Genomic DNA, 19310 nt, shown 5'->3' with positions numbered 1-19310 from the left:
CTATGGCGCATAGAGGCAACCTCATGACAGCAACGAAGCAACAGCCCGAAATGATCCTGGCCAGCTCCCCCGAGGCCGCAAGCATTCAGACCGTCACCGGCTGGGTTGCACGCGACGGCCGGTTCTGGGGTGACGACGAGCGCATGGCGCGCTACTGCGGATCGACTCACAGTATTTGTGAAAAGAACCCTGCACATGGCCCTGTCGAGAACCGCTCCTACTGCGAGGCCTGCTACGCCGAAAGGAGGGATGCCAAGTGGCAGGCCATGCCCAAGGCTCCTTTCTCGGAGGAGTTGATGCCGCTGTGCGTGTTCGACAGCGACCGTTTCTTTTTCGACATCGAAGACCTGCGCTACTGGCTGGATGAGCACGCGCTGAAGCCCGAAGGCGTCCGCCTCGTGCAATGCGAGCCAGTGCGCGCGGAGCCCATCGACCCCAATGACCACTTCGCGGACGACCTGCCAGAAGACGGCGAGGTCCCGGACGCGCTGCGCGAGGCATTCAATGCCCTGAACGCAGTGATTGCGACGTGCGAGCCTCTTTGCTGGCGGCCCGCAAACGAGCTGGGAGTCCTGCTCCCCGCCGACTTCCTCAACCCCGCAGACACCACGGAGCAAGCAGCATGACAGCAATCCAACGCTTTGCCCTCCACGGCACCATCATGAATCCCCACTCCAGCGGCCCGTATGTGCGCCACGAGGACCACCTGGCCGCGATGCAGGGTCGATGCCTGGCCCAGATCGAGGAGCCGGCCGGGGCAGCTCCTGCAGCTGTGGCGCCCCAGGGCGAGTACCCGCATGAGCAAATGGATGCCATGGCGCTCGCGCGTTACAAAGTCGTGCCATCTCACGCAAGCATGCTTTGGAGCCACGCGGTCGTTGCAGGACACGGCGCGCAGCAGCTCTATGTCGGCCGAGAGGTCGAGTGCCAGAACATGGCACGCAAGTTTGCGGGAGCGTTCCTTGATGGCGCCTTTGCATTCCACTCTATGGCTGCCGCGCCCACCGCCCAGGCAGCGCCCGCCCTGGAAGCGCCTGCAGCCCCGGCCGTGCCGCCAGGGTTCGCGCTGGTTCCGCTGCGCCTGACGCGCGCCATGGACGAGGCCATCTCCGAAGAGGGATGGCAGTGGGAAGACCTGCTTGCAGCGGCCCAGGCAGTGACCGAAGAGCAGTACGAGGCCAGTGCCCAGGACCGGCTGTCGCAGGACGAGGTGCGGGCAATCTTCCTGGATTGTGGTTTCGTCATCAAGGAAGGACAGACCGACCTGAAGCCCTACGTCTATGAGGCCGCCCAGTTGCTGGAGAGTCGCGTGCGTGCCATTGCGGCAGCAGCGCCCCAGGCACCTGCTGCGCCCTCGGACGCGCAACTGCTGTCTGAGTGGGATCGTGTGTCAGGTATCACCAAGGCCACCGAGCGGCGCCTGGCGTGCATGCGGTCTGTGCTGCAGCGCTGGGGATCGGCAGCACCTGCTGCGCCTGCAGTGGATGCCAGCGACGTCGAGCTGCTGGACTTCCTGCAGCAAACAGCGACAGCCGTCGAATTGCTTGCACAGGACGAAGGCGAGCCTCCTCGGTTCCTTGTCAACCGCGCCATCAGCAAGGATGTCCGCAGCGCGATCAGGATGGCTCGCGGCAAGGCTCTCGCAGCCCAGGCCAAGGAATGCGGCTCACCTGTTGCGGCAGCACCCATCGATGGCTGCACTGACCCATACAACTGCGCGCGCTGCAAGACGCACCCGGCGCATCGGGGCGACATGCACCACGCTGGCATTTCCAGGATTGGAGGCTCGGCATGAAGACCCAATGCCAAGAATGCGGCAGCGTCGATCTGCAATGGCACTGCTCCATCGTCAACAACAGCGATGTACAGCAAGGCAGGCTGCGCTCCCACGATATGGGTGTGCTGTTCTTTCTCGGCTGCAATGAATGCTCAGCGACCGTGCAACGCGCCTCGGGCGACCAGATTGCGCGCCGCTTGAATCGAGAAATCACCCAGGTCGAGGCGGATGCCGAAGCGGTAAACGACGCCGCGCGTTGGCGTGCGGTTCTGCGTTTCGCGGGAGGGCACTACTCGCCCGCGACCGGCCATGGATTCAGCGTCACGCACCTGAAAGCGATCCCAGGCGCCAACATCACAGAGGGCCGCGTGGAAGACCACTTCACCAACGCCATCGACGCGGCCATCGCAGCCCAGGCAGCAGCCAAGGGGGCGTGAGCATGGGATACACCCTGAACCCGCGAAACAAGGCGGCAGGCGACTTCGACGCCGGCGGATTCTCGTGGCCGTGGATGTTGGATGCCGGCGTCGGCCTGCCCCTGGGCTATGGCAAGGCCTTCGTGCCTGGACAGTACGTCGCGCGGAATCGCAAGGATGGACTGTGCGTTTCCAAAAACGATGGCGCCCGGGTCTCGGCCTCCGAAGCGAAGCAGATGGCGCAGATCGCTCGCTGGGTGGCCGACCTGCAGGACAGCCTGTATGCCGAGTGGGAAAAGATGCCGGCCAGCGAACAGCAGCGCATGCGTGACGACCGCACCCGCCTTTACACCCTGCCCGTGCGCCGCGACTTCGTTGAGGAGACGCGCGCATTTGCTGACTGGGCCGAGAAGTCTGGAGGCTTCCGTGTCTGGTAACGAACCATCGCGCCCCACTGGGCACAAGGAGAGCTGACCGTGGACATCAACTACCTGATCGCCCTGGGCCTGGGCGCCCTCAGCGGCGGCTTGGCCGTCTTCGTGCTCTGGATGCGCTCCCCGGATGGCGTGGACGCCGAACGCTACCGCTGGCTCAAGGCCACCACAAACCACGTCACCAGCAACGGCGAGCGCATCGACATTCGCGGCCGATCCGACGAGTGGGACGCAATCATCGACAAGCAGCGCGCCCAGGCGCAGCAGAAAGGAACTGCATCGTGAACACAGCACAGGAACCCATCATCAGCACCGTCTACGACAAACAGCCGGACGGCACCTATCGGGCCACCATGCACGTCAGCGGGCTGGCCACGGAAGCACAGGCCCAGGCTGCTATCGAGCACATGTGGCGCCTGTTCTGTGGCGAAGAAATCGAGGTGAAGCAGTGACCACAGTACCAACACCCTCCGAAGCGGAGCGCCTGGCGATGGTTCTACGCGCCGCGTGCGCGCTAAGCCACCCACGCTTCGGGACAGATGCGCGCTTCGTGGAGATGATGGCATCTCAAGCACAGGCGATTGAGAAAGAGCTGATCCGCCTGCAGGCCGACAACGAGCGTGAACATGCACAGGCCATGTACGAGGCAAGCAGCCTGGCGATGAGCCTCTTCCAGAAGCACTACAGCAGCGACCCGGACTATGCCAGTGGCGCGGTGAAGTTCGGCCTCTGCGATGACCTGCGCGGCGTCATATCGCAGATCGACAACATGAGCACCCGGCTTGCCAGGGCCGAGCTGGAGGCGCGCAAGCCGCTGCCGCTGAGCTACCGCGCCGGATTGGTGCTCAGCAGCAGGGGCGGCGGAGCGACGGTGACCATGCACTTCAACGACATGGCCGAGGCCGAGGCGTGGTTCGTGGAAATCACGGACCAGCACGATGCCGGTCTGGTTGACAAATCGCCGAATCTGCAAGAACCGCTGGTTGACAAAACCGCGAATTTGCAAGATCGGCCCGCATCGCTGATCGCAAGCCGCGAGGTGGCTGCAGACGGCCCCGTGCGCGTCACGCGCCTGCACCTGACCGAAGAGGGCCGCGCCGGGCTCACATCCAAGGCCACCGGCCCGCTTCCGGGCATCAAGGAGACCTGACCATGGCCAGCAAGAAGCGACACGACTGGCACGACAAGCGCGCGCCACACCGCGACGACGAACCAATCACATGGCCAGCACCCGCTGGCCTTTTTCATATTTGAACGACCATGACGACCGACACCATCACCGCAGAACAGTGCGCCGAGCTGCTCGGCTGCACGGAGGACACCGTCGAGGAACTGTCGCGCAAAGGGGAGCTGCCTGGGCTGAAGTTCGGGCGTGGCTGGGTCTTCGTGCGCGCCGACCTGCTGGCCTACCTTGCGGAGCGCGGCCGGCAAGAGGCCGAGCAACGCCGAGCTGACCGCGGCGGTGGGCCGCAGGCCGCCCCCAACGTCCGTCCGATCAAGCCCCGCCGGCAGCCGCCCCCGGCCCTGCCGAAGCTCTCCACAGCTTAGCGGCCATGTCTTCCGCACGGAAGCTAGCATATCGATGTGCCATCGCGGATCCTGGCGCCCAGCCCATGATCCGATTTACCTCTTCCAGGCGGAAAATCCAGTTTCCGCTTGCGTCTCTCATCTCAAGCCACCGGCAAGTGGCTTCGTGTCTCAAATCATGCTCATGGAGATCATGAATTTCCATGTAATTGAATGCAATGCGGAACCGGAACGAAAGCCTCTTGCCGACGATCCGGTATCCGTTCGCATCTTCCTCTTCCATAAATGGGAAAAGCCATGCGCTTGGCAGCATTGCGCGCGTGCTCAGGTACTCCTGTAGTGCCGCATGCACTGAGGGAGCCATAGGAACATCCCGAAAGCTCACCTTTCCGCGCCACTGCTTTGAATTCTGGGCGCGTATGACCTTGGACTCCATGTCCACCTGAGAGCGCTTGAGCGTGGCAGCCTCTTTCAAACGCAGCCCTGTACCCAGGATGAGCTTGAACAGCGTAAGCAGAGCATTGCCACCCGCAAGCTGAAGTCCCCGGGTCCTATCTGGTCTTTCGTAGCCAGAAAGCACCATGATGATTTTTTCTTCTTCGCCTGGTCTCAGGCGTCTATCCCGCTGAACATTGGTCTTTGCCTCGCCGCCATCAGCTTGTGCCAATTTGGTATCGATATCGCTGTATGTGGAATAACCTTTCGGCAATAGCCGAGCCGGGTTCTGCATTACCAGTGTCGGATGGTTTCGCAAATACTCATCTATCGCACGACCGAGCGCTTGGACTCGGTGCCTTATTGACTGCGGAGTTAATTGCTTGGACACCTTCAGCCACTGTATATATCCTTGCAACCATTTATAAGAAGCATCTGTGAGCTTGATTGTGCCAACCTCCCGATTCAGGGTCGAGAGCGTAATCAATTGAGATGGGGCGGCGTATCCACTTTGCTCCCACTCGCCGAGCACGCGGGTCAAGCGGATGTTGCCGAAGCCATTGTCACCATCGAGCAGCTCCCTCGGCAGCGCCAGACCTGAGTCTTTCATCAGCTTCCACTGCTGGCTGTACTTGATGGCCTCCCCTTCCGTATCGAAGGTGAAGTACTTGCGGCCTCCAGGCAGCGACGGATGTCTCAACCCAATTTCCCATTTGCCAGATGCTTTCTGTCTCGGCTTCGCCATTTCTGCTCTCCAGTGGTTCGATCAGCTCAATCTCCGATGTGGTCGGGGTGAGTCTCGGCCGCCATTTTGTGGCGGCTGGAGCCTGTTTTCAACACATTTGAGGCGGTTGACGGTGCCACACGTAAATGCAAGCTATTGATTCATAAGGATTTATTTTTACTTGCCGATTTTTGGGGTTCGCTACAAGATCGAACTCATACAAGAGAATTCGCGAGCCCACGCCGGGACCCAGCCTGACGGTGACGCGAAGTTCGACCCGCTGCGCAATTCCTGATCGACGCAGCCATCAAAAGAAAAGGCCCGGAGCGATTAACGCTCCGGGCCTTTTCTTTTTGGCCGTTTACAGCGGCAAGGCTGAGGCTCAGTCCACCAGGATCACTTCCACGCGGCGGGCTTCGGCGTTGCTGCCGTCAGCCTGCAGCTGCTCGGGCTTCTTGAGTTCGACCTTTTCCTCAGCCACGCCCAGAGCGGACAGGGCGGCCTGGACTGCCAGGGCGCGCTTCTTGGCCAGTTCGGCGTTGAGTTCGGCGCTGCCCGTGGCGTCGTGGTAGCCCGAGATCACGGCGCGCTTGCCGCCCTTCACACCGGCGACCACGTCGGCCAGCGCCTCATTGGCGCCCACGGCCAGCTCGGCCTTGGCCGATGCGAAGTAGAACTTGACCACGCCGTTTTCGACAACGACGCGGGCCACATCTTCCTCCAAGACCACGGGCACCATTGCTGCCACAGGGGAAGCGCCGCCAGCCATCTTCGCCGGGCCATGCGCAATGCCGCGCTGGTAGACGACTACGCCAACGACCGTGGAGACGACGAGCGCAATCAGCGCGAACAGGAAACCCAGGGCAAAACGTTGTTGGCTGTCGTCGTCGGAATGACTGAAGGACATGAAGCACTCTCCGTGAATGAGCTGTTGGATGAAAACCAGAAAGACTGCGAAAAACCGGTGGATTGTAGAGGGCCACCGTCGAGGGCCCCGCGCCACGCCCAAACCCAGCAGTGACGGCCGGCAAAAACTGTGGTGCGGCGGAGACAGAAGACCGGCCCTGCAAGGGCAAAGCACGCGCTTGTGCACCGTTTGGGCGTCCAGGCGTTAAAACGTCATTGTTCTTTCATGCTGTCGCGCCCATGTCCGCCCTGCCAGAATTTTCATTCGCCCGCCGAGAGTCACAGCCCATGCTGGACGAGGCGCTGCACCGATGGGGCGGGAGCGATGACCTCTGGATCTTTGGCTACGGCTCGCTGATCTGGCGGCCGGATTTCGATTTCTGCGAACGCCGCACGGCGCGTGTCTTTGGCTGGCACCGGGCGCTGAAGATGTGGAGCACCATCAACCGCGGCACGCCCCAGAACCCTGGCTTGGTCTTTGGCATGCTGTCCGGTGGCAGCTGCCAGGGCATGGTGTTCCGCATTCCCCGGCACCACGGCCATGACGTCATGAGAAAGCTGTGGCAGCGCGAGATGGCCAATGCCGTCTATGACCCCCGCTGGCTGCCCTGCCGCACCGGCCAGGGCACGGTGCAGGCGCTGGCGTTCACGCTGTCCCGGCAAAGCCCCAATCACACGGGCGAACTGGCGCCCGAGGACTATCGCCGCATTTTCAGCGAGGCCAAGGGCATCTACGGCAGCACGCATGACTATGCGCGCGCAACCTTCGATGAGCTCAAGCGCCTGGGCATCCGTGACCGCGCGCTCCAGCGCCTGCTCAGCTACGCGGGCCAGCCCGACGCAGGCGCGCGGCAAGGCTCCGTTTGACGCCATCGCCGCGCACGGCCGCAGAACGCTGCGCTCTCCGACATGGCCGCCGTATCGCACGCTGCATGATGGCGGCTGCGCGCCGTGCGCCCCCGTGACTTTTTCAGTTCCCATTCCAACCAGGAGATTGCCGCCATGCCTTTGAACGCTTCCCAATCCAGCCACGCCGCCACTTCGCAGCCCTCCACCCCGTCCACCGCCGTGAAGCTGTTGATGGCTGCGGGCATGGTGCTGGCCCTGGGCGCCTGTGGCAGCCAGGCCAAGCCTCCTGCCGCAGCCTCCGCATCGACCCCGGCAGCCGTCACGACAGCGCCCGCCTCCCGCAATGTGGCCATGGCCCAGCTGCAGCCCACGCAAGGCAGCAAGGTCAGCGGCAGCCTGCAGTTCACGGCACAGGCCGATGGCAGCGTGCGCGTGCAAGGCTCCGTCCAGGGGCTGGCGCCGAACAGCGAGCACGGCTTTCACGTCCATGAAAAAGGCGATTGCTCCAGCCCTGACGGCCTGAGCGCGGGCGGCCACTTCAACCCGACCGGCCAGGCCCATGGCCGCTTCGATTCTTCGACCCATCACACGGGTGACCTGCCCAGCCTGCGATCCGATGCGCAAGGCATGGCAAGCATCGACTTCGTGTCGCGCGGCCTGGCATTGGACCAGGGCCCCAACAGCGTGGTGGGTCGCGGCCTGATCGTGCACAAGGACCCGGACGACTACACCACGCAACCCACCGGCAATTCGGGCGCGCGCCTGGCCTGTGCGGTGATCACGCGCGGCTGACTGGGCAGGGTTCAGATCAACTTCAGGCGCGCCTGCAGCACCAACTCTGCCCGCGCCAGATCGTCCAGGGTGTCGATGTCTGTGAGCACGCCGGCATCGTCCACCTCCACCTGGACCACATCTCCGGCCTCGCGCAGCGCCTTCAGCACTGGCGCACCGCCCTTCTCGCCACTCAACGCCATGAGTGCCTCGCCGCAGGCCGCCCCAAAACCGACCGGATGTCCACGTTGGCCTGCATGGATGGGCTGCGCCGCCTGCGCTCCGCTGCGCAGCGCATCGGCCACTTTCAGCAGCGTCTGCGGGCTCACCAGCGGCAGGTCAGCAGGCAGCACGAGCCAGCCCGGAGCCGCCGCCGTGGCGCGCACGGCGGCGGCCAGCGAGTCACCCATGCCCGGGTGGCCTGCATCCTCCAGGTGCCAGGGCAGACCGCTGGCGCGCACGGCGGCCATCGTGTGATCGAGCACCGTGCTGCCGCCCAGCGGTGCGGACAGCTTGTGCAGGGTGCCGCCCGAGGCACGGAAACGCTCGCCACGGCCCGAAGCAAGGATGAGCACGCAAGGGAGGTCTTTGAAGTCTGTGAGCATGCGCAACTCTAGCGCAGCAAATGAGAGGCTGGGCGCAGGCACAATGCTGGCCATGAGCAGCATTTCCACCTCGATCGCCGATCTGCGCAAAAGCTACGAGCGCGCGGAACTGAGCGAATCGGCCTCCCTGGCCGATCCGCTGCAGCAGTTTGACCAATGGCTGCAGGAAGCCCTGAGCGCCCAGGTGCCCGAGCCCAATGCCATGACGCTGGCCACCGTGGGCGGCGACCTGCGGCCCAGCACGCGCATCGTGCTCATCAAGGGCTATGACGAGCGCGGCCTGGTCTGGTACACCAACTACGACAGCCGCAAGGGCCAGCAACTGGCGGGCAATCCGTTTGCAGCGCTGCAGTTCCACTGGGTGGAGCTTGAGCGCGTGGTGCGCATCGAGGGCCGCGTGGAAAAGGTCAGCGATGCCGAAAGCGACGCCTACTTCAACAGCCGCCCGCTGGACTCGCGCATCGGTGCCTGGGCCAGTCCGCAAAGCCAGGTCATCAGCGGCCGCAGCGTACTGGTGGCCAATGCGGCCAAGTACGGCGCGCAATTCCTGCTGAACCCGCCACGCCCGCCGCATTGGGGCGGATTCAGGCTGGTGCCTGAGCGCTGGGAATTCTGGCAAGGCCGCAAGAGCCGCCTGCATGACCGCCTGTGCTACCAGCTGGAAGCTGGAACCTGGCTGCGCCAGCGCCTGGCGCCCTGATCCCCTGGATTGCTGGCGCTGCTCCTGCTGAAAGCCGTCAGCCCAGCAGACGCTGGGCCAGCCACAGCATCAGCGGCACGGTAAGCAGGGCCAGCGCCGTGGACACCGCAATGCTGGCGGACACCTCCTCCTGCATAACGCCATAGCGCTGCGTGAACAGGAACACGTTGGCGCCCACGGGCAGTGCAGCAGCCGTGAACATCACGGCCACCGGCAGGCCGCCCAGACCGAAGGCCCAGGCCAGCGCAAGCAGCAGCAGCGGATGCACCAGGTTCTTGACCAGCGCGATGCCCACGGCCTCGCGCAGGTTCTGACCGAACACGATGGTGGCCGCCGTGAGCAGAATCAGCGCGTGCAGCGAAACGAGGGTGAACAGCGTGACCAATCCGTCCTCCCCGTAGACCAGCCCCACCAACGGCACGCCGATCATGACGGTGTTGTTGAACATATTGGCCAGCCCCCGCGCGGCCGAACGCGTGGAAAAACCGCCCAGGACCATGGACACCCCGAAGATCAGCGCAGTCGCCAGGAAATACAGCGCCACGGGCTGAAAGTCCAGCTCCTGTACCCGCACCGTGCCCATGGTGCGGAACAGCAGCGCCGGCGTGAGCACCAGAAAAACGAGGTTGGACAAATCCCTGATGGCAGCGGCCCGCACCCAGCCCAGGCGGGCGGCGAGAAAGCCTGCGCCAATGCAAAGAATGACGGGGATGAGGGAGGCAAAGACGGGAGAGTTCACTGAAGCGGGATCGGGAAGCTGCGCCTGCGCAGGCTGGCGGCGCGCGCAGATTATGCGCCGCACGCCCGGCCCTGCCTCATTCAGGCTTCTTCCAGGGCCTCGAAGGCCTGGGCCAGATGGTCGATGAGCAGCCGCACGGCGGGCAATTGCCCGCGCCGGGATGCGCACACCACATGGATCAGCTCGCGGCGCGGCTCCCAGCCTGGCAGGACGCTGAGGAGCTCGCCGCACGAGAACTCGCCATCCACGAACATGCGCGGCAACTGCACCACGCCCACGCCGGCCAGCGCCGCATCGCGCAGGGCCAGCATCGCGCGCGTGACCAAGCGCGGGTGATGGCGTATCTCGGCCCGTGGGGCGGCCATGTGCCTGCAGCAACGCGGGGCTGGCAACTAGGCACTGCGCCCTTTCGGCCAGCACACGCAGCATGGTCATTGTTCTTTATTCAGAACGATGAAGGCAAATTTTGCTATCTACCGCATTCATCGTTCAAATTCTAAGATTCTCCCATGTGCAAAAAGTGGCTGGCGCTAACGCTGCGGCAGCCACGATTCCCAAGGAGAAGCAAATGCTCAAGAAGATGCTCGGCGTCTACAGCGCTCCCCGCGCCCACTGGGTGGGCGACGGCTTTCCCGTGCGCTCGCTGTTCAGCTATGGCAACCATGGTGCGGCCCTGAGCCCCTTTCTGCTGCTGGACCACGCAGGCCCCGCCAACTTCGAGCCGGCTGCCCAGCCTCGTGGCGTGGGCGTGCATCCACACCGCGGCTTCGAGACCGTGACCATCGTCTATGAGGGCGAAGTCGAGCACCAGGACTCGACCGGCGCTGGCGGGCTGATCGGCCCCGGCGACGTGCAGTGGATGACGGCTGGCGCGGGCATCCTGCATGAGGAATTCCATTCCCATGCGTTCACCGAACGCGGTGGGCGGCTGGAGATGGTGCAGCTGTGGGTGAACCTGCCCGCCAGGGACAAGTCGGTTGCGCCTGGCTACCAGACCCTGGTGGATGGACAGATCCCGTCCGTGGAACTGCCAGGCGGCTCAGGCCGGGTGCGGGTGATTGCCGGAGCCTTTGGCAACAGCCAGGGGCCGGCGCGCACCTTCACGCCCATCAATGTCTGGGACCTGCGCCTGAAAGCCGGCAGCACCACCGAGCTGCGCGCCAAGCCCGGACATACGCTGGCCCTGGTCGTGCTGCATGGCACGGTGCTGGTCAACGACGGCGAGGTTGTTCGCGAAGGCCAGCTGGTGCACTTCGATCGCGAGGCTGATCTGGTGCGCCTGGAGGCCAACAACGACGCCACCGTGCTGTGGCTGGAGGGCGAGCCCATCGAGGAACCCATGGTGGGCCACGGCCCGTTCGTGATGAACAGCGAGGCCGAGATCCGCGAGGCCATTGCCGACTTCAACGCTGGCCGATTCGGGCGTATGGCGGCTTGACCGCTGCGGCCCCTGTCCTGAAGACAGGGGTCGCCTTCTGCCCTCCCCTTGTATCCCCTGGACCAGCGCTTGCGATCACCAGCGCGCAGAGCCGGCGCGGGTGCTTAAAAGTGCACAACACACTCTAGAGACATGCCAAGGACTCGAATCCAAGCCGAATGGCCCTTTTTCTGGCGACTTGTCGCCACTGGTGTTCATCAGTCGATAACAAGATTGCCACTTGATTTCATGTAAGTTACATTGAACGACTCCATTGGTTGACTCGTTTTGTTCTCAACGCCCATGACTTCATCACCATCTCAGGCACCCGCTGCCGGCAAGCCGCCGTCCACTGTCCCCGACGGGCTGGCCCTGTTCCGGCATTGGCTGGAAACCGAGGGCGCCAAGGGCTGGGATGCCCTGGACACGGCGCCCGACAGCGGCTACGAAAAGGTATGGCGTGCCTGGCTGCGCAGCCTGGGCGATGCCGGCATGTCAGCCAAAGAAGGTCCCCCCTCCCCCGCCACGCCGAAAGGGAAAGTCAAGGCGAAGGCCCGCGCTTGGCAACAGGCCACCGCCGTTGATGTCCACAATTTCCTGCGCCCGCGCGAAGGCCAGTTGTCGGGCCACCAGCCCGGCCGCCGCATCAGCGAGGTCACGCGCAGGCGCTACTGGCGATTGCTGGAACGCATTTACGACCATGCGCTGGACCACGGATGGGTCAGCGCCAATCCCGCCGCAGGGCTGGCGCCGCAGGAACGCCCACCTGCCGAAGACGGCCAGGGCCATTGCCTTCCCGCGCCGCTGTGGAATGCCCTGCCCCGCCACATACCGATGGCCGACGGCTTTCAGTCGGCGCGCGACCGCGCCATCTTGCTGCTGCTGTACGAACTGGCGCTGGCGCCCGAGGAGGTGCGCGGCCTGTGCTGGCGCGATGTGCAATGCGCCGGACCAGACGATGGCCTTCCCTGTCAATTGCATATCGATGGCGCACGCGCCGCGCAGCAGCGCACGCTGGATCTGTCGGAAACGGTGGTGAAGGCGCTGCAGGACTGGAAAGGCTTCAGCGCCGGCCAGCGCGGGCCGGAGGCCGTTCAACCCGATGCCACGGTCTTTTATTCGCGTGAGGGGCAGCCGCTGTCAGTGCGCGTGCTGTTCCATGTGGCTTCACAGCTGATACAGCGTGCCCATGCCGCGCAGCCTGCCTCGGCGCAGCAGGCGCCGCTGCACCGCGTCGGCCCGCAGGTGCTGCGCAACACGGCCATCGTGCAGTGGCTGCGCGCGGGCCGTGCCGAGACCGAAGTCGTGCAGTGGATAGGCGTTGACAGCGCGCGCGCCCTGCGCCATCTGCAGCATTACCTGTAGCAGACGGCGCGGGGAGCGCAGCGGGCAACCCGCCTTAGAACGACACCTTGACGCCCACCGTGATGTTGCGCCCCATCAGCGGCGCAGCGTTCTTGATGAACGAGGTGTGGGCGAAGGCCAGGCGGTTGGTCAGGTTGTTGCCCTTGATGAAGAACTGCCAGGGCATGCCACCCGAGGTGCGCAGCGTGTAGCTGGCAGAGACGTTGAGCATGCCGTAGCCGTCCGTCTCGGTCTCATAGGCGGTGACACGGTTCTGGCGCAGCACCTGCACCCATTCGGCCTGGGCATCCCAGCCCTTGTAGAAGGTGTCCACGCGCAGGCCCACGCGCGCAGCGGGGATGCGCGGCAAGGCGGAGCCGTCTTCCAACCGCGCACGCACGGCGTCACCGAACAGGGTCACGCCCCACTGGCGCGACAGCTTCTGGCGCACCTGACCCTCCACGCCGGTGAAGCGCGCATCGGCCTGGGTGTACTGCAGCAGTTGCAGGCCGTCATGTTCATCCAGCGTGGCGCCATAGATATAGCCCTTGACGCGATGGTGGAAGGCATTGACGCTGAACGTGGTGTCGCCTGCCGTCTTGCGCAGGCCGATGTCCAGCGCCTGCGAGCGTTCGCGCTTGAGGTCGGCATTGCCGCGCTCGTAGGTGGAAGTCGCCATGTGCAGGCCGTTGGCGTACAGCTCCTCGGCCGTGGGCAGGCGGTTGCCCTGCGTCAGCGAAGCCGAGAGGCTGTAGCCCGGGGTGAACTTCCACACCGAGCCCAGCGAGAACGATGTGCCGCTGTGGCTGCGCGAGATGCCGCTTTGCTGGGCGTCCACGGTCTGGCGCTCGTGGCGCAGCGCGGCCTGCCAGCGCCAGTCCTGCCAGCGGTATTCCTCCAGCAGGTAGATGCTGTTGCGGCGGGTTTCGGTGGGCTGCACATAGGCCTCCTCACCCTCGGCACTGAATTTGCGCTGCACGGTCTGCAGGCCGATGACGCCGCGCCAGCCGGCGATGGGCTCCAGCTCTGCCTCCACGCGCAGGTCATGGGCGCGGTTCTTGAACGTGGTCGAGACCTGGCCGTCTTCGATCTCGTCATGGCGATAGTCGGTCCAGCCACCGCGCACTCGCAGCGCCGCGATGCCAGCCGTCGGATTGCGCCATTCGCCGCGCAGATCCCAGCGCTCGCTGTTGAGATCGACCACCGGCACGCTGCCATGGTCGTGATCGTGTTCGTCGCCGCCATGGTCATGTCCGTCCTCGTCGCCGTGGTCATGGCCGCCGCAGTGCAGGTGGTCGCCATGGGTGTGGCAGCCCTCGAAGCTGTGGTTGTGGCCCGGCAGCCCATAGCGCGCGGTCTGGCGCGTGTAGGCCAGGCCCAGGTAGCCTTGCGTGCCGATCCAGGACAGGCCCAGGCTGCCCGTGTCCGTGCGGTTGAAGCTGCCGCCCACGCGCCCCTGGGATTGACCGTTGGGCGCCCAGCCGCTGCCCACGCGGTAGTCGCCGGCATCGCGCGCCATGCCCTCGGCGTGGATGGCCAGTTGGCCGGCGCCGCCCGTCAGCGAGAACGCGCCCGCCGTCTCGCCCGCGCCGGTGCTGCCGCGCAGCTGGGCCGAGCCCATGATGCCGTTCTTGGGAATGGACGTGGGAATCTTGTCGTCCAGGATGTTGACCACGCCGCCCATGGCGCCACCGCCGCCGTAGATCAGCGCAGAGGGGCCGCGCAGCACCTCGATCTGCGTGGCGAGCATGGGCTCGCTGGCCACGGCATGGTCAGGGCTGATGGTGGAGGCATCGTGCAGCTCGGAGCCATCGCTGAGGATTTGCACGCGCGGGCCGTCCATGCCGCGGATGATGGGCCGGCTTGCGCCTGCGCCGAAATGGCTGGCGTGGATGCCGGGCTCGCCGTCCAGCGTCTCGCCCAGCGTGGCCGCCTGGCGCAGCGTGAGCACGTCGCCTTCCAGCACCGTGGCCGGCGTGGACATGTCGGCCGAGGTCAGGCCCAGGCCGCTGGCCTTGACCGTCACCTCATTGAGCACGGGGGCATCACTGCGCGGCACGCCCGTCTCGGCGGTAGCTGCGGCTGCGGGTCCTGCTGCGGGTACGGGGTCGGCAGGCTCTGCCGCCATGGCCAGGCCGCCCGTCGCCGGGCCCAACACGCCTGCCAGCAGCAGTTGCTGCAGCAGCGGGCGCAGTTTCGTCCTCTCCCCCTGCGCCTTGGCGTCCTGGTGGTATTGCTTTGTTGTCACTCTCATCACTGGTCTTCCCGGCAGCGGCCGGCCACGGCCCTGCGGGGCGTGGAAATCCGGGCGCTGCAAAAAATGGCGTCGGAAGCGGACGGCCACGGCGCGCCCTGCAGGCGCATGCGGCCATCCGATCGGATATGCATTCAAGGAACTGCCGGACCTGGGCGCGGCGCCTTGTTGCGATCAATGCAGCAAGGCGCGGCCAAACGGCTGTGCAGGGCAGGCGCATGCAGCGCCAGTCCCGGAGATTCAAGCCGCCAGGTAGACAGTGATGGGATGCGGGGGACCCCGCGCATCGAAGAAGGCCGCCAGCATGCGGCCATCGCGCACGACGACCGGCTGGACGGGTTCGGCCTGCTCGCCCCAGAAAGGCGGCAGCACCACGGCGGATGGCGGCCCCGCCATGCCTTCGTGCAACTGGTCCAGCAGTTGGCAATCCGCCGGGCCGTGGCCCGAGAACAGCGCATGGACCCAATCGACAGGTGCATTGCAGGAAGTGGCAACCACCTCCACCGGGCCATGGAGCGTGGCTGCGGCCAGGCCGCCCGCGTGTACCACGCGGTGCATCTGGCCCAGCAACGGCGCCAGGGCAATGGACCAGACCAGCAGCCAGGCCACCAGCCAGGCCCGACCCGGCACGGCGCCGCGCAACGCAAGCCTTGAGGCCTGCGCTGGCAAGTGACGTTCCGGGCGTTGCAAGGGCATGGAGGGATCAGGGGCTGGATGGGCAGCGCAGAGTGTATGCGCCAATTTGCGGGGCAGGCTTCACCATCCCGTCACAAAGACTGGCGATTGCTCACGGCGCCACACGGCGGGCAGGACCGCACTCAATGCGCATGGCGCATGCCGCAGAACTTGCCCAGCGCAAGGCCCTTGCAATCGGCCTGCAGTTGCTTTTGGCATTGTTCGTGATCGCGGCCAGCAGCCAGGCACTGCGCGGCGGCTTCGTGGGCCTTGGCCATGGCGCGATGGCGTTCCATGTCGGCCCGGGCATGGGCATCGAGCGGCGCCGAGGCGCCCTGTGCCTTGGCGTCCGGCTGGGCTTTCGCGTGGTCGTGGTCATGTGCCTGGGCTGCTGCGGCCAGGAAGACAGCGGCCAGGATCAAGGAAACGGGGCGCAACGGTGCAAGGGTCATGCGAAATCCTGAAGAGCTATGCAAGAGAAGAAAGGGGCTAGGGCGATCGCCTCAGGCAGACGGGGCATTTCGGGATGGCCCTGCACTGCTGCAGTCCTGGCACAGCCCTGTCACCGCCACATCAATGGCCCGGCCCTGCAGGCCGCTGGCGGCCAGCGCCTGGCGCAGCTGCTGCAAAGCAGCCTGCAGCGGCTCGCCGCCCCCACCGCCCTCGCCGCCCAGCCGAAAAGCGCTGTGGCAGTCCGCGCATTCGAAATGCGCAGCGGCATCGGCCTGCCTGGCCGCGCCCGGCACGGACCGGCTGTAGCGGGCCACGCGGGCAGCATCCACGCTGCGGCGCAACACACCGGCTGCCGCCAAGCGGTCCAGCAGCCGGTAGACGGTGACGCGGTTGACCTGCACGCCCTGGGCGTGCAGGGCCGCTTCCACATCGGCTTCGCTCAGGAGTGCGTCGGCCCGCGACTCCCACATCGCCAGCACGGCCCGCGTGGCACGCGTCGAACGCATGCCGGCAGGTATGGGCAGGGAAGTGGGGGTCGGCAAGGACATGGGTGATGAAAGGTCAGGCCGCTGAACACGGCAGGGCAGCCAGGCGGCATTATCGCAACCAGGTTGCATTATGCCTGCGAATCACAACCGCTTACATCACGCGCCGCCACCCGCTCACGGCTTGACCCAGCGCGCAAAGGCGCCCCGGAACTTCTGCACCTTGGGCCCCACCACAAAGGCGCAGTAGCCCTGGTTGGGATGGTTGAGGAAGTAGTCCTGGTGATAGTCCTCTGCCGGCCAGTAGCTGGCCAGGGGCTGCACCTCGGTGACGATGGGCGCGTCGTAGGCGCCGGCCTGCGTGAGTTCGGAGATCAGCGTGCGCGCCACTTCGGCCTGTTGCTCATTCGTGGTGTAGATGCCGCTGCGGTACTGCGTGCCCACATCATTGCCCTGGCGGTTGAGCGTGGTCGGGTCGTGCGTGCCGAAGAACACGGTGAGCAGGTCGCGCAGCGGGATCACGGCAGGATCGAACTGCACGCGGATGACCTCGGAATGGCCGGTCTCGCCGGTGCAGATGTCTTCGTAGCTGGGATCGTCAAGATCGCCATTGGCGTAGCCGCTTTGCACGTCGCTCACGCCGCGCACGCGGTCGAAAACGGCTTCGGTGCACCAGAAACAGCCGCCGCCCAGATAAATGGTTTCAGTCGCCATATGCGCCTTTTCTGTGAAGAAATCGAAAAAATGACCACACGCAATGCATGCGGGCCGTTGCTCCTACAGGTTAGCCCATGCACAAGCCAGGTGACGACGAACGGTTCTGCGGTTACGATAACTAACCCATCAGTCATTAATTTTCCGTGACCGACTCCCCCGCCTCTTCACCCGCCCCCGCCGAGCCTTCCGGAAAGCGCAGCCGCCGCAAGCAGGAGCGTCCCGGCGAGTTGCTGGAAGCGGCACTCGACCTCTTCGTGGAAAAGGGCTACGCCGCCACCCGCGTCGAAGAAGTCGCCGCCCGCGCCGGGGTCTCCAAGGGCACGCTGTTCCTCTATTTCGCGAGCAAGCAGGAGCTTTTCAAGGCCGTGGTGCGCCACAGCATCGCGGGCCGCTTCGGCGAGTGGAGCGAAGAGCTCGACAACTACTGCGCACCTTCAACCGATCTGCTGCGCTACTGCTTCAAGTCCTGGTGGGAACGCATCGGCAGCACCAAGGCGTCGGGCATCACCAAGCTCATGCTCAGCGAGGCGGGCAATTTTCCCGAGCTGTCTCAGTTCTACCACCAGGAAGTGGTTCTTCCAGGCCATGAGCTGATCCGGCGCATCCTGCAGCGCGGCGTCGAGCGCGGCGAGTTCCGGCCCATGGATCTGGACCTGTCCGTGCACTGCGTGGTCGCCCCGATGATGTTTCTGATGATCTGGAAGCATTCGCTGGGCGGCTGCCTGCCCCATGGCGACTTCGATCCCGAGCAGTTTCTGGAATCCCAGATCGACTACCTGCTGCATGGCATGTGCCAGCCCCTTGCAGCCACCACACCCCCCTCCTCCCCGCCCACACCATGAAGCGTCGCACCGGCTGGCTGATCGGCCTGGCCTTATTGATCGCCATCGGCGCCAGCGTATGGCGCGCCGCATCCACCCGGCACAGCAAGCAAAGCGCCATCGCCGCGGCCACCCAGCCGCGCGAGATGCCGGTGCGTGTGGGTCCGCAGGAAGTGGTGCAGCTGCAGCCGCGCCAGCTGCAATTGACCGTGCCCGTCAGCGGCGTGGTGCAGGCCGTGCGCAGCGCCGTGGTCAAGGCCTATGTGGCCGGCGAGCTGCGCGGCCTTCAGGTGCGCGAGGGCGACAGCGTGCGCAAGGGCCAGGAACTGGCCCGCGTGGACGCCACCGAGGTCGAGGCCCGCTGGCGCCAGACCCGCCAGCAGGCCGATGCGGCCCAGGCGCAGCTGCAGCTGGCCCAGCGCCAGCACGACAACAACCAGGCCCTGGTCACCCAGGGCTTCATCTCGACCACGGCGCTGGCCACCTCCCAATCCAACCTCGATGCCGCACGCGCCAACCTGGCCGCCGCCCAGGCCGCCGCCGATGTGGCCCGCAAGAGCGTGACCGACAGCGTGCTGCGCAGTCCCATGGACGGCCAGGTCGCGCAGCGCCTGGTGCAGGACGGCGAGCGCGTGGGCGTGGAAACGCGGGTGCTGGAGATCGTCGATCCGTCCGACCTCGAAGTCGTGGCCCAGCTGGCGCCCGCCGATTCGGTGCGCGTGCAGGTCGGCCAGCAGGCCCTTTTGCAGGTCCAGGGCGCGGGCGACGATGTGGCCGCCGTGCCCGCACGCGTGGTGCGAATCAACCCCAGCGCCCAGGCAGGTTCGCGCAGCGTGGCCGTCTATCTGCGTGTGCAGGCTGCACCGGTCAACGCAGGCGCCGCCGGCAGATCCATCCCCATCGTGCGCCCGGGCCTGTACCTGCAGGGCAGCATTGTCACGGGGCAGACCGAACAGTTGGCCGTGCCCCTGACCGCCGTGCGCACCGACCAGCCCCAGCCCTATGTGCAGTTGCTGCAGCCTGCGGGCGAGTCCGAAGCGGACAAGACCCTGCTGCGCGTGCAGCACCGCCCGGTCACGCTGGGCAGCCAGAGCGCGCAGGATGGCGCCACCTGGATCGCCGTGTCCACCGGCCTGCAGGCCGGTGACAGGGTGCTGGCCGGCAGCGTGGGCGGCCTGCGCGCGGGCACGGCGGTGCAGATGCAGCAAATGCAGCAGGCCCCGCAACCCCAGGCTGCGCCAGCCCCCGGAGCCCGTTGACC

24 protein-coding genes and 1 pseudogene are annotated in these 19310 nt (G+C 65.4%); 15 read left to right on the top strand and 10 right to left on the bottom strand.

What is annotated here, in order from left to right; all coding sequences use genetic code 11:
• Positions 1-23 precede the first annotated feature (23 nt).
• The 8 genes from KDK82_RS08740 (at position 24) to KDK82_RS08710 (ending at position 4175) form a co-directional block, all read left to right on the top strand.
• Positions 24-626 carry a hypothetical protein gene (locus tag KDK82_RS08740; RefSeq protein WP_088165472.1) on the top strand — a complete coding sequence of 201 codons (603 nt, stop codon included), beginning with the start codon at positions 24-26 and terminating at the stop codon, positions 624-626.
• A complete protein-coding gene (locus tag KDK82_RS32680; protein WP_179217869.1) occupies positions 623-1795 on the top strand; it encodes a hypothetical protein in 1173 nt (390 codons plus the stop codon). Before KDK82_RS08740 ends, KDK82_RS32680 begins: the two co-directional genes overlap by 4 nt.
• On the top strand, positions 1792-2214 hold the full coding sequence (locus KDK82_RS08730; protein ID WP_088164574.1) for a hypothetical protein: 423 nt from the start codon (positions 1792-1794) through the stop codon (positions 2212-2214). The genes KDK82_RS32680 and KDK82_RS08730 overlap by 4 nt, the downstream gene beginning before the upstream one ends.
• A 2-nt stretch (positions 2215-2216) precedes the next feature.
• Positions 2217-2630 (top strand): hypothetical protein, encoded by a 414-nt coding sequence (locus tag KDK82_RS08725; RefSeq protein ID WP_088164573.1) that lies wholly within the window; start codon positions 2217-2219, stop codon positions 2628-2630.
• 39 nt (positions 2631-2669) lie between these two features.
• On the top strand, positions 2670-2912 hold the full coding sequence (locus tag KDK82_RS08720) for a hypothetical protein (RefSeq protein ID WP_088164572.1): 243 nt from the start codon (positions 2670-2672) through the stop codon (positions 2910-2912).
• Positions 2909-3079, top strand: coding sequence for a hypothetical protein (locus KDK82_RS32675; RefSeq protein WP_179217868.1), 171 nt, complete (start codon positions 2909-2911; stop codon positions 3077-3079). The genes KDK82_RS08720 and KDK82_RS32675 overlap by 4 nt, the downstream gene beginning before the upstream one ends.
• A 38-nt stretch (positions 3080-3117) precedes the next feature.
• Positions 3118-3777, top strand: a complete 660-nt coding sequence (locus KDK82_RS08715; protein ID WP_143343411.1) for a hypothetical protein — start codon at positions 3118-3120, stop codon at positions 3775-3777.
• Positions 3778-3887: 110 nt separating this feature from the next.
• Positions 3888-4175 carry a helix-turn-helix domain-containing protein gene (locus KDK82_RS08710; protein ID WP_088164570.1) on the top strand — a complete coding sequence of 96 codons (288 nt, stop codon included), beginning with the start codon at positions 3888-3890 and terminating at the stop codon, positions 4173-4175.
• On the opposite strand, the gene KDK82_RS08705 is transcribed toward KDK82_RS08710, so the two are convergent.
• Positions 4123-5334, bottom strand: coding sequence for a tyrosine-type recombinase/integrase (locus KDK82_RS08705; RefSeq protein ID WP_088164569.1), 1212 nt, complete (start codon positions 5332-5334; stop codon positions 4123-4125). The genes KDK82_RS08710 and KDK82_RS08705 overlap by 53 nt on opposite strands.
• Before the next feature lie 361 nt (positions 5335-5695).
• Positions 5696-6220, bottom strand: coding sequence for an OmpA family protein (locus KDK82_RS08700; protein WP_013802274.1), 525 nt, complete (start codon positions 6218-6220; stop codon positions 5696-5698).
• Between the two features lie 239 nt (positions 6221-6459).
• Between KDK82_RS08700 and KDK82_RS08695 the strand changes: the two genes are divergently transcribed.
• Both KDK82_RS08695 and KDK82_RS08690 read left to right on the top strand, forming a co-directional pair.
• Positions 6460-7086: a gamma-glutamylcyclotransferase gene (locus KDK82_RS08695; RefSeq protein WP_013802273.1), complete on the top strand. Its 627-nt coding sequence runs from the start codon at positions 6460-6462 to the stop codon at positions 7084-7086.
• Between the two features lie 135 nt (positions 7087-7221).
• Positions 7222-7860: a superoxide dismutase family protein gene (locus KDK82_RS08690; RefSeq protein WP_088165471.1), complete on the top strand. Its 639-nt coding sequence runs from the start codon at positions 7222-7224 to the stop codon at positions 7858-7860.
• Positions 7861-7871: 11 nt separating this feature from the next.
• Here the strand turns inward: KDK82_RS08690 and KDK82_RS08685 are convergent, their stop codons facing one another.
• Positions 7872-8444 (bottom strand): NTP transferase domain-containing protein, encoded by a 573-nt coding sequence (locus tag KDK82_RS08685; RefSeq protein ID WP_088165470.1) that lies wholly within the window; start codon positions 8442-8444, stop codon positions 7872-7874.
• Positions 8445-8496: 52 nt separating this feature from the next.
• On the opposite strand from KDK82_RS08685, the gene pdxH reads away from it, so the two are divergent.
• Positions 8497-9144 carry a pyridoxamine 5'-phosphate oxidase gene (pdxH, locus tag KDK82_RS08680; protein WP_012205769.1) on the top strand — a complete coding sequence of 216 codons (648 nt, stop codon included), beginning with the start codon at positions 8497-8499 and terminating at the stop codon, positions 9142-9144.
• A 37-nt stretch (positions 9145-9181) separates the two neighbouring features.
• On the opposite strand, the gene KDK82_RS08675 is transcribed toward pdxH, so the two are convergent.
• Together KDK82_RS08675 and KDK82_RS08670 are read right to left on the bottom strand one after the other, a co-directional pair.
• On the bottom strand, positions 9182-9883 hold the full coding sequence (locus tag KDK82_RS08675; protein ID WP_088164568.1) for an AEC family transporter: 702 nt from the start codon (positions 9881-9883) through the stop codon (positions 9182-9184).
• Between the two features lie 80 nt (positions 9884-9963).
• A pseudogene (locus KDK82_RS08670) lies at positions 9964-10312 on the bottom strand (LysR substrate-binding domain-containing protein); the annotation flags it as partial.
• A 139-nt stretch (positions 10313-10451) separates the two neighbouring features.
• On the opposite strand from KDK82_RS08670, the gene KDK82_RS08665 reads away from it, so the two are divergent.
• Both KDK82_RS08665 and KDK82_RS08660 read left to right on the top strand, forming a co-directional pair.
• The gene (locus tag KDK82_RS08665) at positions 10452-11321 is read left to right on the top strand and encodes a pirin family protein (protein WP_088164567.1); all 870 of its coding nucleotides are present in this window, start codon (positions 10452-10454) and stop codon (positions 11319-11321) included.
• A gap of 282 nt (positions 11322-11603) precedes the next feature.
• Positions 11604-12665, top strand: coding sequence for a tyrosine-type recombinase/integrase (locus KDK82_RS08660; RefSeq protein ID WP_088164566.1), 1062 nt, complete (start codon positions 11604-11606; stop codon positions 12663-12665).
• A gap of 34 nt (positions 12666-12699) precedes the next feature.
• Here the strand turns inward: KDK82_RS08660 and KDK82_RS08655 are convergent, their stop codons facing one another.
• The 5 genes from KDK82_RS08655 to msrA form a co-directional block, all read right to left on the bottom strand.
• The gene (locus tag KDK82_RS08655; RefSeq protein WP_088164565.1) at positions 12700-14898 is read right to left on the bottom strand and encodes a TonB-dependent receptor; all 2199 of its coding nucleotides are present in this window, start codon (positions 14896-14898) and stop codon (positions 12700-12702) included.
• A gap of 240 nt (positions 14899-15138) precedes the next feature.
• A complete protein-coding gene (locus KDK82_RS08650; RefSeq protein WP_088164564.1) occupies positions 15139-15594 on the bottom strand; it encodes a hypothetical protein in 456 nt (151 codons plus the stop codon).
• Positions 15595-15716: 122 nt separating this feature from the next.
• Positions 15717-16025, bottom strand: a complete 309-nt coding sequence (locus KDK82_RS08645) for a hypothetical protein (RefSeq protein WP_013802258.1) — start codon at positions 16023-16025, stop codon at positions 15717-15719.
• Between the two features lie 51 nt (positions 16026-16076).
• Complete coding sequence (locus KDK82_RS08640; RefSeq protein WP_256974414.1) at positions 16077-16574, bottom strand: Fur family transcriptional regulator; 498 nt, start codon at positions 16572-16574, stop codon at positions 16077-16079.
• Between the two features lie 114 nt (positions 16575-16688).
• Positions 16689-17225 carry a peptide-methionine (S)-S-oxide reductase MsrA gene (msrA, locus tag KDK82_RS08635; protein ID WP_034394147.1) on the bottom strand — a complete coding sequence of 179 codons (537 nt, stop codon included), beginning with the start codon at positions 17223-17225 and terminating at the stop codon, positions 16689-16691.
• Between the two features lie 146 nt (positions 17226-17371).
• Between msrA and KDK82_RS08630 the strand changes: the two genes are divergently transcribed.
• Positions 17372-18070 (top strand): TetR/AcrR family transcriptional regulator, encoded by a 699-nt coding sequence (locus tag KDK82_RS08630; RefSeq protein WP_013802244.1) that lies wholly within the window; start codon positions 17372-17374, stop codon positions 18068-18070.
• On the top strand, positions 18067-19308 hold the full coding sequence (locus KDK82_RS08625) for an efflux RND transporter periplasmic adaptor subunit (RefSeq protein WP_088164562.1): 1242 nt from the start codon (positions 18067-18069) through the stop codon (positions 19306-19308). Before KDK82_RS08630 ends, KDK82_RS08625 begins: the two co-directional genes overlap by 4 nt.
• Positions 19309-19310 lie beyond the last annotated feature (2 nt).

Source organism: Delftia sp. K82 (assembly GCF_002193035.1).
GTDB classification, from domain to species: domain Bacteria; phylum Pseudomonadota; class Gammaproteobacteria; order Burkholderiales; family Burkholderiaceae_C; genus Comamonas; species Comamonas acidovorans.
This window is presented reverse-complemented; position numbering and strand designations above follow the sequence as displayed.